This window comes from Winogradskyella sp. MH6 (assembly GCF_022810765.1).
GTDB lineage: Bacteria > Bacteroidota > Bacteroidia > Flavobacteriales > Flavobacteriaceae > Winogradskyella.
In genome coordinates this window covers 3,484,785-3,499,064 of record NZ_CP094494.1, presented here as the reverse complement: position 1 = coordinate 3,499,064, position 14,280 = coordinate 3,484,785, and the positions used below count along the sequence as shown (strand labels likewise).

General features: G+C 32.7%; 19 protein-coding genes. 11 read left to right on the top strand and 8 right to left on the bottom strand.

All coding sequences use genetic code 11. The annotated features are described in order from the left end of the window. The first annotated feature begins 200 nt into the window (after positions 1–200). Positions 201–608, top strand: coding sequence for an acyl-CoA thioesterase (locus MST30_RS15745; RefSeq protein WP_243472368.1), 408 nt, complete (start codon positions 201–203; stop codon positions 606–608). On the opposite strand, the gene MST30_RS15740 is transcribed toward MST30_RS15745, so the two are convergent. The 5 genes from MST30_RS15740 to MST30_RS15720 are packed head-to-tail and all read right to left on the bottom strand — an operon-like array spanning position 603 to position 4,127. Next, positions 603–1,211 (bottom strand): IMPACT family protein, encoded by a 609-nt coding sequence (locus MST30_RS15740; protein ID WP_243472367.1) that lies wholly within the window; start codon positions 1,209–1,211, stop codon positions 603–605. The genes MST30_RS15745 and MST30_RS15740 overlap by 6 nt on opposite strands. Positions 1,212–1,214: 3 nt before the next feature. Then, entirely contained in the window at positions 1,215–2,063 is an 849-nt protein-coding gene (locus MST30_RS15735; RefSeq protein WP_243472366.1) for an EamA family transporter, read from the bottom strand. Further along, positions 2,060–2,671: an HAD-IA family hydrolase gene (locus tag MST30_RS15730; RefSeq protein WP_243472365.1), complete on the bottom strand. Its 612-nt coding sequence runs from the start codon at positions 2,669–2,671 to the stop codon at positions 2,060–2,062. Before MST30_RS15730 ends, MST30_RS15735 begins: the two co-directional genes overlap by 4 nt. Continuing rightward, a complete protein-coding gene (gene ribD, locus MST30_RS15725; RefSeq protein WP_243472364.1) occupies positions 2,664–3,668 on the bottom strand; it encodes a bifunctional diaminohydroxyphosphoribosylaminopyrimidine deaminase/5-amino-6-(5-phosphoribosylamino)uracil reductase RibD in 1,005 nt (334 codons plus the stop codon). Before ribD ends, MST30_RS15730 begins: the two co-directional genes overlap by 8 nt. Beyond that, the gene (locus tag MST30_RS15720; protein WP_243472363.1) at positions 3,669–4,127 is read right to left on the bottom strand and encodes an LEA/WHy family protein; all 459 of its coding nucleotides are present in this window, start codon (positions 4,125–4,127) and stop codon (positions 3,669–3,671) included. A gap of 62 nt (positions 4,128–4,189) precedes the next feature. On the opposite strand from MST30_RS15720, the gene MST30_RS15715 reads away from it, so the two are divergent. The 6 genes from MST30_RS15715 (at position 4,190) to MST30_RS15690 (ending at position 9,448) form a co-directional block, all read left to right on the top strand. Further along, complete coding sequence (locus MST30_RS15715; protein ID WP_243472362.1) at positions 4,190–4,681, top strand: GNAT family N-acetyltransferase; 492 nt, start codon at positions 4,190–4,192, stop codon at positions 4,679–4,681. A 2-nt stretch (positions 4,682–4,683) separates the two neighbouring features. Next, positions 4,684–5,565, top strand: a complete 882-nt coding sequence (gene prmC, locus MST30_RS15710; RefSeq protein ID WP_243472361.1) for a peptide chain release factor N(5)-glutamine methyltransferase — start codon at positions 4,684–4,686, stop codon at positions 5,563–5,565. A gap of 1 nt (position 5,566) precedes the next feature. Then, positions 5,567–6,148, top strand: a complete 582-nt coding sequence (locus MST30_RS15705; protein ID WP_243472360.1) for an LOG family protein — start codon at positions 5,567–5,569, stop codon at positions 6,146–6,148. Positions 6,149–6,196: 48 nt separating this feature from the next. Beyond that, entirely contained in the window at positions 6,197–6,601 is a 405-nt protein-coding gene (locus MST30_RS15700) for a hypothetical protein (RefSeq protein WP_243472359.1), read from the top strand. Between the two features lie 7 nt (positions 6,602–6,608). Continuing rightward, positions 6,609–8,603, top strand: a complete 1,995-nt coding sequence (gene ligA, locus MST30_RS15695; RefSeq protein ID WP_243472358.1) for an NAD-dependent DNA ligase LigA — start codon at positions 6,609–6,611, stop codon at positions 8,601–8,603. Between the two features lie 101 nt (positions 8,604–8,704). Then, positions 8,705–9,448 (top strand): hypothetical protein, encoded by a 744-nt coding sequence (locus tag MST30_RS15690; RefSeq protein WP_243472357.1) that lies wholly within the window; start codon positions 8,705–8,707, stop codon positions 9,446–9,448. Here MST30_RS15690 and MST30_RS15685 read toward each other — a convergent pair. Genes MST30_RS15685 through MST30_RS15675 form a run of 3 tightly spaced genes read right to left on the bottom strand, consistent with a single transcriptional unit; the run spans position 9,437 to position 11,556 of the window. Beyond that, positions 9,437–9,829, bottom strand: coding sequence for a DoxX family membrane protein (locus MST30_RS15685; RefSeq protein WP_243472356.1), 393 nt, complete (start codon positions 9,827–9,829; stop codon positions 9,437–9,439). The two genes, MST30_RS15690 and MST30_RS15685, sit on opposite strands and share 12 nt — an antisense overlap. 57 nt (positions 9,830–9,886) lie before the next feature. After that, on the bottom strand, positions 9,887–10,798 hold the full coding sequence (locus MST30_RS15680; protein WP_243472355.1) for a bifunctional metallophosphatase/5'-nucleotidase: 912 nt from the start codon (positions 10,796–10,798) through the stop codon (positions 9,887–9,889). After that, positions 10,798–11,556 (bottom strand): 5'-nucleotidase C-terminal domain-containing protein, encoded by a 759-nt coding sequence (locus MST30_RS15675; protein ID WP_243472354.1) that lies wholly within the window; start codon positions 11,554–11,556, stop codon positions 10,798–10,800. The genes MST30_RS15680 and MST30_RS15675 overlap by 1 nt, the downstream gene beginning before the upstream one ends. Positions 11,557–11,626: 70 nt before the next feature. Here MST30_RS15675 and MST30_RS15670 point away from each other — a divergent pair, with 70 nt between their 5' ends. The 4 genes from MST30_RS15670 to MST30_RS15655 all read left to right on the top strand — a co-directional run bounded on the left by MST30_RS15670 (position 11,627) and on the right by MST30_RS15655 (position 14,273). Continuing rightward, entirely contained in the window at positions 11,627–12,145 is a 519-nt protein-coding gene (locus MST30_RS15670) for a DUF6913 domain-containing protein (RefSeq protein WP_243472353.1), read from the top strand. Further along, on the top strand, positions 12,145–13,029 hold the full coding sequence (dapA, locus tag MST30_RS15665) for a 4-hydroxy-tetrahydrodipicolinate synthase (RefSeq protein WP_243472352.1): 885 nt from the start codon (positions 12,145–12,147) through the stop codon (positions 13,027–13,029). Before MST30_RS15670 ends, dapA begins: the two co-directional genes overlap by 1 nt. A 108-nt stretch (positions 13,030–13,137) precedes the next feature. Next, the gene (locus MST30_RS15660; RefSeq protein ID WP_243472351.1) at positions 13,138–13,935 is read left to right on the top strand and encodes an outer membrane protein assembly factor BamD; all 798 of its coding nucleotides are present in this window, start codon (positions 13,138–13,140) and stop codon (positions 13,933–13,935) included. A gap of 11 nt (positions 13,936–13,946) precedes the next feature. After that, positions 13,947–14,273 (top strand): DNA-directed RNA polymerase subunit omega, encoded by a 327-nt coding sequence (locus MST30_RS15655; protein WP_076616447.1) that lies wholly within the window; start codon positions 13,947–13,949, stop codon positions 14,271–14,273. The last annotated feature ends 7 nt before the right edge of the window (positions 14,274–14,280 follow it).

Below are 14,280 nucleotides of genomic sequence, written 5' to 3'. Positions count from 1 at the left end.
TAGTTAAATTAGATTTTTATGTTGTTAGTTAGATTAGCAAAAAAAAAGAGAATAAGGATTCTCTTAGCGTTTTGAACATGACAAATATGTGAACAAAAAATTTAAAAAAAAAATCAATTCTCATTGAATTTTAAGAATTTTTTTCTCATGTTTAAAATCTTCTAAAACTACAAATTTTTTATTAAAAAACATCTTAAATTTTGAATTATAACGAAACAAAAATACGTGTTCGCTATGGCGAGACAGATCAGATGGGTGTTGTATACCACGCTAATTATGCCGTTTATTTTGAGGTAGGTAGAACTGAGTGGTTGCGCGAGTTTGGTCTTAGCTATAGTGCTATGGAGGCTGAAGGTATAATGCTTCCAGTAATTTCATTACATATAAACTACAAAAATTCAGCACGTTATGATGATGTGCTTAAAGTAAAAACTAGGCTAAAAAAGATGCCAACAGCTTCTATAGAATTTGATTATGAGTTAACTAATGAGAAGGGTGAATTACTGGCTACTGGTAACACAATTTTGGCGTTTATAGATGCAAAACGAAACAGACCTACAAGATGCCCAAAATATCTTTTAGATAAACTGCAAAATTATTCGTTATAATTCGCTGATTTCAACACCGTAAAATTGATTAAACAACTCAAATATTTTAGAAGCGTTACCTTTTCTGACAGATATTTCCAACAAACAATCAAGTTCTAGTGTTTGATTTAATATTTCAATCTGATTTTCTTTAAGAATACGCATCACTTTACTCATGTTTTTGTATTCAAATTTGAGTATGAATTGCTTGTTAATTGTTTTTTCTATAATATCTGAAGCCTCTAGAGCTAATTGAGCACCAGTTTTATAGGCATTAATTAATCCGCCTACGCCAAGTTTTACACCACCATAATACCTAACAACAATAACCAAAACATTTGTTACCTCAAAAGATTGTATCTGACCATAAATTGGCATTCCGGCAGAATTGTTTGGCTCTCCATCATCATTTGCTCTAAAAGTTGTTGTTTCTGTGCCTAATTGATAAGCATAACACCAATGCCTGGCAGAATAATGCTCTTTTTTTACTTCTTCAATGTGAGTTTTAATTTGATCTTCATTTTCAACATGAAAAGCATAACCTATAAACTTACTGTTTTTGTCCTTGAACAATTCACCAATTGAGGGTTTAGAAATAGTTTTGTATGTGTCTTCGGTTAACATTAATTATAGAGTTACTAAGATTATTGAAACTAGGGCTAAGCCAATACCAATCCAGTTTTTTGAAGAAATTACCTCTTTAAAAAGAAATAAGCCTATTAAACAAGACACAGCTACAATAGCTACGTTATTTATGGTAAATACAGTAGAACTTTCAAAACCATCTACTCGTAATGCTTTTATTAAAAAATACATAGAGCAATAGTTCACTAATCCTAAGGTAATTCCAAAAGGGATACTTTTTGGGTTGAATCTTTGTTTTGTTTTATTTGTTTTAAAGCTTACCATAACTAAACCAATAATACCTGCACTTGCAAAAATTATAGCTAAAAATAATGGCATATTTCCTTCTGGAGCAAAATGATTAACACTTGTATCGATCACACCAGAACCCAAGAATAGGATAATAGGTAGATAGATGGCTTTGGTGAGGACAACGTTAGATTTTGGTTTTATTGATGTGAGGTAAACGGCAATTAGGGCAAGAATAATACCTGTAATTTTCTTAAATCCAATACTCTCATTATACACTATTATACCAAATAGAATAGGAATAATTACACTCATTTTACTGGCTACAGACGCAACGGAAAGTCCGTTTTTTTGAGCTGTAAGCGCCATAACATTAAAGATACTTATGAACAAAATACCTAAAGCCAGTGCAGCATAAAACCAAGGCTCATTTATAAAATCAGCTAGGTTTATTGGCTTTTTATAGAGTAGGAGTCCGCAAGTGCATGCAATGATGTAATTAAAAACAATAGCTTGTAGGGTGTTTACATTGTACTTGTTAAACAGTTTAAATAGTACAAAAATAGCTGTTGACGATAAAACACTAAGAATCAGAAAAATCAAAAGAATTTGTTTTTAAGATTAAACATATTAATCACATCTTCATTGGTTTCATCAATGTTCCAAACCTTAATGCCTAAAGATTCTGCCATGTCTGTATTTTCCTTTGTGTCGTCTACAAAAAAGCAATGTTCTGGTTTTAGATTGTTACTTTCTAAAACAAAATCGAATATATCTTTATTAGGTTTTCTCAGCTGAATTTCCTGAGATAGATAAAACTGATCAAAACAACTTTTGAAGTCTTCATAAAAGCTAACATTAGATTTTATAAAATCTATATGCATATCGTTGGTGTTGCTCAACAAAATAAGCTTAAAACGTTTTTCTTCAGCCAGTTGTTGAATGAACTTTAATCGGTACTCAGGAAAATCTTTTAAGATATAATTCCAAGCTTCAATGATTTGATTTTTATTTAAATATGAAAATTTAGAGGTGTAGAAATCTATAAATTCTTCTGTTGAAACTTTACCAACTTCGTACAACATATTGGTCTTAATCATGTCGTCATCAAATGTATCTGTCTTAAACAAGTTGAGTGCGTTTTGCATTGCGCCTTGCTTGTCTAGATTAATAAAGACATCACCAAAATCAAAAATAAGTGTATCAATCATTCTCGTAGATTTTTAATAGATCTTCTTTTATGAGTTTTTCAGAAATTAATCTACCATTAAGATTAGGTGCTTTGATACCTGATTTAAATTCAGTTTTACCGATAAAAATTCTGGCTTCATCCCATAAACCTTCATCTATAAAGGTTTGAAGTATTTTTGCGCCACCTTCAATAATTACAGAATTAATATTGTACTGATGTAAAATTCCACAAATTTGGTATGTTAATGGCTGATTAAAATCTAGCTCATTTTTAGTGAGCCTAATCGTTTGAGCTGAGGCATCAAAAATTTTGTAACTCTCATCTAGCTTATTAGACTTATCAATAACAATTCTGATAGGGTTCTCGCCACTATAATCTCTAACGGTAAGACTTGGGTTGTCTTCAATAACTGTATTGGTACCAACTAAAATGGCTTGTTCTTCTGCTCGCCATTTGTGCACTAATTGCCTGGAGTATGTGTTTGTAATCCAAACAGGTTGTTGTTTATCTTTTGTTTCTGGTGCAATAAAACTGTCTTCCGTTTCAGCCCATTTCAATATAATATATGGTCGTTTTTTATTGTGGTAGGTGAAGAACCGTTTTAAGTGTTCTTTACATTCCTTCTCTAGTACACCAACAACCACGTTGCAACCATGTGCTTTTAATTTGGCAACGCCTTTGCCTGCAACTTCAGGATTGTCATCTATACAACCAATAACCACATTTGGTATGCTGTGTTTTATGATTAAATCGCTACAAGGCGGAGTTTTTCCAAAATGGCTACAAGGTTCCAAAAGCACATAAATAGTACTGTCTTTAAGTAAGGATTTGTTTTTAACAGAATTTACTGCATTGACTTCGGCGTGAGGTCCACCATAAGTACTGGTAAAACCTTCACCAATAATGCTATTGTTGTGTACAATGACTGCACCAACCATTGGGTTGGGTCTAGTGGTGCCCAATCCGTTTTTGGCAATTTGTAAGCAACGTTTTATGTAATATTCGTGGGTTTGCAACTATAATTTAATTTTTACGTCTTCTGTTTTATCAATGCTATAGGTAGAAGAATAGCCTAAAATTGTATATTTTATATCACCTTTATATTGCACTTTTAATTTTTTAGAGAGTAGGCTTCCGAGCAAACCGCTTAGATTGCTTTGGTTTACAATACTATCTGTAGCCACAGAAACAGTAAGCGGAATCGTAAATTTATCTTTAGAAGGCACTTTAAATTCTTTTGAACTAAATGTGGCTACTTTTTTATCATTTACATAAATGTTTAAGGCATTTGTTTGAAGCGTACCACCAACGTCATTAGGATTGGTAAATTCAGCATCTGCACTAATAGTTATATTCTCAATATTTGAATCTAAGACCTTAATGTTATTAATACCAATAAACTGCGGTTTTTCCTTTACAGTGCAGTTGAAAACAAGTGAACAAATCGCCAAAATGAATAATGTTCTTTTAGTCATAAAAAAGTATTTATAATTATCTTCATGCCGTAAAAACAGACAGTATAAAAGTTTTAATTAAGGTGGGTAAAGATACCATAGTTATTCGAGAAATAGAACTAAAGGACAATCCTAAAATAGCTAAAGCTGTTCGGAGTGTTTTAATAGAAATGGGAGTGCCTAAAGTCGGCACAGCTTATGAGGATGTATCTTTAGATTGCATGACAGAGACCTATAGTAATTCCAAAACCAAATATTTTGTTTTGGCTCAAGGCCAAGAGATTCTTGGTGGTGCTGGTATTGCACCATTAGATAATTATGAAGGCAATGTTTGCGAGTTGCAAAAAATGTACTTTTTACCTGAAGCCAGAGGAAAAGGCTTTGGGATAAAAATGATGGCTATATGTTTAGATTTCGCAAAATCCGCTGGTTACGAACATTGCTATCTTGAAACAATGCCTTATATGGATGATGCCCGAAAACTATACCAAAAGGTAGGTTTTGAATTTATTGATAAACCGATGGGAAATACGGGTCATTATTCATGTACGGTTTGGATGCTTAAAAAACTTTAAAATTGAAAGCAAAGGATTTAAAAGACATATTTCATAAAGAATTAGATGCTATTTATGGTAAAGATGAAGTGGCCAGCTTTTTTTATCTCAGCATAGAGCATCATCTTAATGTAGCTAGAATTCAGCTAATCTTAGATTCAGAGTTTACCTTAACTAAGGACGAAACGGATGTTTTTTTTACAATACTAGAAGATTTAAAACAGCAAAAACCCATTCAATATATTTTAGGCGAAACGGAGTTTTACGGATTACAATTTAGCGTGAATGAAAATGTATTAATTCCTCGACCAGAAACTGAAGAACTCGTAGATTGGATCATGAAGGATTCAAAATTAAAAAGTCAAAATTCAGAACCCATTAAGATTTTAGATATCGGAACTGGTTCTGGGTGTATTGCAATTTCGCTGGCAAAACACTTGCCAGAAGCTCAGGTTTTTGCAGTTGATATCTCAGAATCTGCATTAAAAATAGCCAAAGAGAATGCGGATAGAAATGGAGTTGAAGTTGAATTTATTAAAGCCAATATTTTAGAGTCTTCCCTTTGGGAAGATGTCGCTTTGCAGCAGATGGGTTTTTTCGATATCATCGTTTCAAATCCACCATACGTTCGTGAGCTAGAAAAGCGAGAAATAAGACCAAACGTTCTCGATAACGAACCACATTTAGCGCTATTCGTAGAAAATGATAATCCACTAATTTTTTACAAAGCTATTACTGATTTTGCTGTTGATGAATTGAGGTCTAATGGCTCACTTTATTTTGAAATTAACCAGTATCTTGGTCAAGAAACAAAGCAACTTTTAGTTGATGCTGAGTTTAAGGATATTCAGTTAAGAAAGGATTTAAACGGAAATGACAGAATGCTAAAAGGAACTAAAAAGTAATATGAATAGTATATCAGTTTTTTGTGGTAGTAGCGACGGAAATGACAAGGAAATTATTACTACAGCCTATGCCCTAGGTAAAGAATTTGCTCAAAAAAATATAACGCTTGTTTATGGTGCTGCTAAGATTGGTATTATGGGAAAAGTGGCGCAAGGTGTTGTTGAAAACGGAGGTAAAACCGTTGGTGTTATTCCAACTTTTCTTAAAACCAAAGAAATTGTTCATACAGAACTGACGGAATTGATTACTACAGACAACATGCACGATAGAAAAATCATCATGTATGAAAAAAGTGAAGGATTTATCATTATTCCTGGTGGTTTTGGTACTATGGATGAGTTTTTTGAAATCACAACTTGGGGACAACTTGGGTTGCACACTAAGCCAATAGGTATTTTAAACATCAATGGCTATTATGATGCTTTGATTGAACAATGTAAAATGATGGTGCAAAGAGGATTTTTAAAACAAGAGAATTTAGATGCTGTTGTTATAGACACAACGATTGAAGAACTTTTAGATAAAATGAATAATTACAAACCGCTGCCAGCTCCAAGATGGTTGAATAAAGAAGGATTATAGGAAGGCATTCAATTAGAAATATAAATCTTACTATATACACTGCGTTTTATGTTTAAAGAAGTATCCGAAGAATACATTAATAGATTATATAAAGTATTTGGTGTTTTAAACTTTATATTGAGTGTTTTCTTTTTGTTTCTAGGTGACGCTGGATTTGGTGAAAAGATTTTTGGTTTTATAGTTATTAATATTGGTTTTATTATGTTTTACTTTTTCTTTAAGATAATTGAAAATTATAAAGGCAAAGGAAATTTAGCTTGGCCTTTGTTTGGTGGGCTTTTCAAATTTATTTTTGGATTTATGTCAATGGTGATATCAATATCTGCGGTTTATATGTTTATTAATAGTACAATTAAATCTGGAGAAATAAATCATATTTTTTTGATAGGAATAGCTGTGAGTATTTTTCTTGGCGGTTTATCATTATTAGCTAATTATCAAAGAAGAAATTAATAGTTAAATGAACACAGAACAAAAAATACAATCCTTAAGAGACGAGTTACGTCAGCACAATTATAATTATTACATACTCGATAATCCTACCATTAGCGATTACGAGTTTGATATGAAGTTGAAAGAACTTCAAGCTTTAGAAGAAGCGCATCCAGAATTTTATGATGAAAATTCGCCGACAAAACGTGTCGGTGGTACTATTACCAAAAACTTTAATACTGTTGTTCACGATTTTAGAATGTATTCTTTAGACAATTCCTATTCTAAAGAAGATTTAACGGATTGGGAAAAGCGCATCAAAAAAATGATAGACGGAGAGGTGCAATATACCTGTGAGTTAAAGTACGATGGAGCTTCTATGAACTTAACTTACGAAAACGGAAAGCTGGTAAGAGCAGTTACAAGAGGTGACGGAGTGCAAGGAGATGAAGTTACGGCTAATGTAAAAACCATTAATACAGTACCGCTTCAACTAAAAGGTGATTATCCTGAGCGTTTTGATATAAGAGGTGAAATAGTTCTGCCTATTGAAGGCTTTTTAAAAATGAATGAAGAGCGCATTGCTAATGACGAAGAGCCTTATCGAAATCCGAGAAATACAGCATCAGGAAGCTTAAAGTTGCAAGACAGCTCAGAAGTAGCAAAACGACCTTTAGAATGTCTCTTGTATAGTGTAAAAGGAAATAATCTAAATGTTTCAACGCAATTTGAAGGTTTAGAAAAGGCCAGAGCATGGGGCTTTAAGGTGCCTAAAGAAGCCAAGTTGGTCAACTCTATAGATGAGGTTTTAGACTATGTGAATTATTGGGAGGAGCATCGACATAACTTACCTTACGAAATAGATGGTGTGGTGGTTAAGGTAAATAGTTTGTTTCAGCAAGATGAATTGGGCTATACAGCCAAAGCACCACGTTGGGCAATGGCCTATAAGTTTAAGGCAGAACAAGTTTCAACGAGATTAAACGAAATTACTTATCAGGTTGGTCGTACAGGAGCTATTACTCCAGTAGCCAATTTAGAGCCAGTACAATTAGCTGGTACTATTGTAAAACGTGCGTCTTTACATAATGCCGATCAGATTGAAAAGTTAGATATTAGAGAAGGAGATGCCGTTTTTGTGGAAAAAGGAGGTGAAATTATACCAAAGATTATCGCAGTAGACCTTACAAAACGTCCTGAAGATTCTAAACCAACAGTCTACATTACACATTGTCCGGAATGTCAAACCGAATTGGTAAGACCAGAAGGAGAAGCAAAGCATTATTGTCCTAATTATAATGGTTGTCCACCACAAATTGTAGGTCGTATTCAGCACTATATTTCTAGAAAAGCTATGGATATTGAAGGTTTAGGTGGTGAAACTGTAGCGTTATTAGTAAAAGAAGGCTTGATTTCAAACTATGCTGATTTATACGAGTTAACAGTGGAGCAAGTCATTCCGTTAGAGCGTATGGCAGAAAAGAGTGCGGAAAACTTGGTCAAAGGTATAAAAGCGTCAAAACAGATTCCATTTGAGCGCGTTTTGTTTGCCCTTGGTATTAGATATGTTGGCGAAACTGTTGCTAAAAAATTAGCAAAGCATTATAAATCTATTGATGCTTTAATGTTTACGTCTGTATTAGATTTGGTTACTGTAGATGAAATAGGTGAGCGCATTGCTGAGAGTGTTGTAGAGTTCTTTTCTTCAGAAGAAAATAAAAGGATTATAGAACGTCTAAAGACTTATGGAGTACAGTTAGAAATTTCTGCAGAGAAATTGGCAAACCAAACCGACAAGCTAAAAGGACAAACATTTGTAGTTTCAGGTGTGTTTGAAACCATTTCACGTAACGAGCTTAAAAAGCTCATTGAAGATAATGGAGGGAAAGTGTCGTCTTCAATATCTTCTAAAACGAGTTATGTGGTTGCAGGTGATAAAATGGGTCCAAGTAAGCGCACAAAAGCAGAAAGTTTGGGTATTACATTACTTTCTGAACAAGAGTTTTTAGAGTTTTTGAAATAAATTCTTACAATAAAAACGGTTTTTTATCGATAAAAAGTATTTTTTTATCGTTTAATTGTAATTTTTTTATATATTCGCTTCAATTAATAAGGGATTAATTAATGTTAGCGAATAAAATCTTAAAAGTATTGCTATTGCTTTTAGGTGGTATTTTTATAATACTTCAAGGTTTAGCTTATGAAGTTGAAGGTGCCGCTGTAAGTGCTTTAATGCTTGTGTTATTGACAATTTTATATTGTGGGTGGACGTCAGAAAAATCTTGGCATTTCTTTTGGTTTCTTGTGATTTTTGCAGTAGGTCATCTTTTGAGTTACTCAGGTTGGTTTATGCCTTTGTTAGAGGTAGATCAATTTGATATCCACTATTATAGTGCTAACATTCTTTTTATCATTGCCTACTTGTTTCTGATTATCAAAGTTTTAACTTCAATTAATGTTGGTAAGGTTTTTAGGGAGTTATTAATTCCTGTTATAATTCTTGTTGTGTTAGATGTGTTTTGTGTAATTATTGTAACAGATGCTACTGAAAATTCACTTACTACTTATGAGTATATTTTAGAGTTTGTTTATAATGGTGTTATAATGGCATTGTTATCTGTAGCTTTAATAGGGTATATGTATAGAAATGATAATAAATCTATGCTTTTTCTATTGGGTTCTATTTGTATAGTTTTTTCAGAAATTATACAATTAGCTTATTATTACATTTTAGAAGATAAAAATTTAGGGTTTATTTATTCGTTTTTCTTAGTTGTAGCCTTTGTATTCTTCTACTTACAATCGCAACTTAAGTACACAGGACCGCAACCAACATATTTGGATATGGACGAACAGTTAGAAGCTTAATTTTTTGCCTATAATTGGAATGTCTTTTCTATAATAATATAGAATTATAGTGCTTAGTAAAAAGGTGATTATTGCTGTGTAAAACAGAACACCTCCATCTCCTTTAACTTCAATACCTAGCTTTGTTAAATGCATTAGTATGGCGCCTCCAATGAGACCCATAGTAAGAAGAGCTCCTGCCCAAATGGTTTTGGGAATTAAGAGTAAAATTCCGGCAATTAATTCTAATGCACCAATTCCTATTCTTCCGTAAGGTTCTAGTCCTACGGTTTCAAAAATATAAACACTATCAGGATGTGCGGTAAATTTAAAGCGAAGCGTTTGAATTAATATGATCGCAACAGCAATTCTTAATACTAAAATGATTTTGTAAGATTTCATAATTTTTGGTTTAGTTGAAATCTTAGACGTTTCATTTTTAGAAACTTACACTATATGTTAAACAATTATAGCTGTGCTATCAGAATAAAGAGGTTTTCCTGGTTCAAAATAAAAATCGATTCTACCTAAATACAATCCGTAAGCACCAACCTGATTAACAAGTACGTTTTTGCCTTCGCTATTTTGCGCTATAGTTGGTTTAGGTAAAAATGTATGTGTATGTCCACCGATAATTAAATCGATACCTTTTGTAGCTTTTGCCAAATTTAAATCACTAACACGATCTGGACTGTTTTTATAGTGATAACCAATATGAGATAAGCAAATTACCAAATCGCAAGATTCTTCTTCTTTAAGGATGCGAGACATATCTTTAGCAATTTCAATAGGGTCGTGGTAAACCGTTTCTTTGTACATTTTTTTATCTACCAAACCATCTAATTGAATGCCTAAACCAAATACACCAATTTTTACACCATCTTTTACAAGAACCTTATAAGGTTTTACATGTGTATCCATTACGGTTTTAGAAAAGTCGTAGTTTGCTGAAACAAACTCAAACTTTGCATGTGGTAATTGTGCATATAGTCCGTCAATACCATTGTCAAAATCATGATTACCAATAGTCGCCAAATCGTAATTAAGCATGCTCATTAGCTTAAATTCTAGTTCACCTCCATAATAATTAAAGTACGGAGTACCTTGAAAAATATCACCAGCATCTAACAATAATGTGTTAGGATTTTCTTTTCTAATGTTTTCAACCAAGGTAGCACGTCTTGCAACACCTCCTTTGTTAGCATTTCTTTTGTCGTTTGGGCCAAAAGGATCTATATGACTATGCACATCATTAGTGTGGAGAATGGTAATATGCTTTCTGTTTGAAACACAAGATTGCAGGTTTAATGCTCCTAAACCAACCAAAGCTGTTGCTGCTGTTGTTTGTTGTATAAATTGTCTTCTTTTCATTATTCTGCAGTTAACTTTGTAAAACGGTTATCTATTTTAGGATTAATCGTGTCTTTCTTTTTAAAATAATCGACTAAAACGTTTCTAATTTTATAATCTAGTGTGTATAAACTATCGTTTGGTTGAAAGAATGTCATACGGTCACCACCATTGTACAAATAATCATTGGTAGCTACATAATAGGTTTCATCTTCTAAAACAGGTTTACCATCAACAAGTGCTTTTTTTATATTAAAATCGTTGTCTAACAATAACTCCACTTGTTTAGAAACAGGATGTGCGCGCTTAGCTTTAGAAAGGTAGCCGAACAACGCATTGATTTGCTTTCCTTTTAAAGCAACAACGACAACAGAATTTTCAAAAGGCATAACTTCGTATGCCGTTCTTGTTGTAATATTTCCTTGAGAAATTATAGCTCTAATACCACCGTGATTCAGCAAAACAAAATCTATATTTTTTCCTGTACGTTTATTGAAAACAGGATTACTTTCACTAAAAACAGCATCAGCCATTAAATTTCCGATGGCAGTATTAAATTCACCATCAGTTTTAGAATAGGTTTCTGGAGCATACGAAATTACACTATCAAGATTCTTGTTTACATTATCTCTGTATGGTGTTATATAGTCTTCAAGCTCTTTATTGGCTGGAATACTATCGTTAATTTCAATGCGACTACCTTCAATTCTGTTTGGTACTTCCTTACAAGAATACGCAAGGCTCAAAAATAGAATAATTAAAAGTGAGTTTTTTATCATGGTTTTAGTTGAAATAGTAATGAAAAAATGTTTGCGCTTTTGTTAAATTTGCATCAAAGGCTAAAGATAAATGATTTTAAAAGCATTTAAGGAAAAATCAAATCAAAAATATGTAAACAAATTGTTGTCTGCTCGTAAAGCAGCTGTAAACAACAATAAAGTTAAGGTGATTGCGGTTTTACTTAATGCAAACGAGTTTGAAGACTTTGAAGTCTTTAGAAATTACTTTAAAGCGCTAAACTTAACATCTCCAAAGCACAAAATAGTTGCTTTTACAAAAGATGATAAATATGAAGGAAGTCAATGGGAAACCTATTTTTCGCCAAAACATTTTGGATGGAAAGGAAAGATAAACAACATCGACTTACAAGCTTTTATAGATGAACCTTATGATGTCTTGGTGAGTTATTATAAAAATGAAACACCAGAGCTAGATTTAATAACTGCAGCATCTAAAGCAAACTTAAAAGTTGGACTTAGTCGAAAAGATGAACGTTTGTATGATTTAATTATAGACGTAAATCCAAAAGACATCAAGACATTTAAAACCGAACTAAAAAAATATTTAAACATTCTAAATAAATTATAATGACCAAATTTATAGGTACTGGAGTGGCACTAATAACACCATTCCACGAAGATTTAAGCATAGATTTTGAAGCTCTAGAACGATTAGTAGAGCATAATATAAACAATGGTACAGAGTACTTGGTAATTAGTGGTACTACTGGCGAGAGTGTTACTGTTACTGCTGATGAAAAGAAAGAATTAATACAATTTATATCTAATGTTAATAATGGAAGAGTGCCACTTGTTCTTGGTATTGGTGGAAATAATACAGCGTCAATCATAAATGAAATAAAGACTACAGATTTATCTGCTATAGATGCTATTTTATCTGTATCACCATATTATAGCAAACCAACTCAAGAAGGCATCTATCAGCATTTTAAAGCCATTGCAGGAGTGTCGCCAAAGCCAATCATTTTGTATAATGTGCCAGGAAGAACAGCGTCTAATATGTTACCTGAAACAACCATAAGATTAGCAAAGGATTTTGAAAATATTATTGCTGTAAAAGAAGCAGGTAACAATGTTCATCAATATTTAGAATTATTAAGAACCAAACCAGAAGATTTTCTAATCTTATCTGGTGATGATGATTTGGCATTAGGTGTTGCTTTAGCTGGTGGTTCTGGAGTAATTTCGGTTATTGGTCAGGCATTGCCAAAAGAATTCTCTGAAATGATTCGTTTGGGCATTGCAGGTAAAGCCAAAGAAGCCTACAAGACACATTTCGATTTAATGCCAATAACACGCTTAATCTTTTCAGAAAACAATCCTGCTGGTATAAAAGCAGTTTTAGAAGCGCTAGAAATCTCAAAATCTCATGTGCGTTTACCGCTTGTGGAAGCAACAGATACGCTAAAAAAAGAGATTAAAAATGCTTTAAAGGATTTAGGTAAAAGTTAAACTTAGTTTAAATTCCAAAGTGCAACTAAAACAACGATTATTTTAGCGTATAATTTTTGTTTTTAAAATCCGTTAATAATGCGTAGTTTTGCATCCTGTTTAAAATTTATGAAGCAAGCAATTTACATACTTTTTGCAACAATTTTGTTGGCCTCTTGTAGCGATTTTCAGAAAGCCTTAAAATCTGAAGATATTGCAGAGAAATTTACATTGGCTGATGAGTTGTATCAAGCTGAAAAGTGGAATAAGTCTAAGAGACTTTTAGATCAAATTCTTCCAAAGTATAGAGGGAAGCCGCAGGCAGAAAAGGTTACTTACATGCATGCTAACTGCTCTTACGAGATGGGAGATTACTACATTGCTAGTTATCATTTTGATAAGTTTACAGATGTCTATCCTCAAAGTGAAAAAGCCGAAGAAGCAGCTTTTAAATCTGCAAAAGGCTATTATTTCAATTCGCCTGTTTACTCTAAAGAACAAAAAGAAACAGTTGAGGCTATTGAGAAATTACAGTTGTTTGTAAACCAATATCCAAACTCTCAATACCTAGCTGAGGCAAACACTTTGGTTAAGGAGTTGGACTTTAAATTAGAAAAGAAAGCATTTGAAATTGCAAAACAATACGATTTAATTACAGATTACAAAGCTTCAATTAAGTCGTTTAACAATTTTTTGTTAGAGTTTCCAGGTACATCACTTAGAAACGAAGCTATGTTTTACAGATTAGATGCCGCATATAACTTAGCAATTTTAAGTATCGATCAGTTAAAAGAAGAACGATTAAAAGATGCTATAGGCTATTATAATTCATTTAAGAAGGCATTTCCAAATTCTGAATTAATGGAAGATGCAACTAAAATGAATGAAGAATTAGAACAAGAATTAAGTACATTTACTAAAAGTTAATCATTATAACGATGGATTTAAAAAAGACAGATGCACCTGTTTCAACGGTAACGTATAACAGAAATGAAGTTGATGCTGCAACAGATAACATTTATGAAGCAATTTCTGTTATCTCAAAACGTGCTGAGCAAATCAACACAGACATTAGACGTGAGTTAATAGACAAACTAGAAGAGTTTGCGACTTACAACGATAGTCTAGAAGAAATTTTTGAAAACAAAGAGCAAATCGAAGTTTCTAAGTTTTACGAAAAACTACCTAAGCCACACGCTTTAGCTGTAAAAGAGTGGTTAGACGGTAAGATTTACCACAGAAATACTGAGGATACTCAACAATAATCCTTAG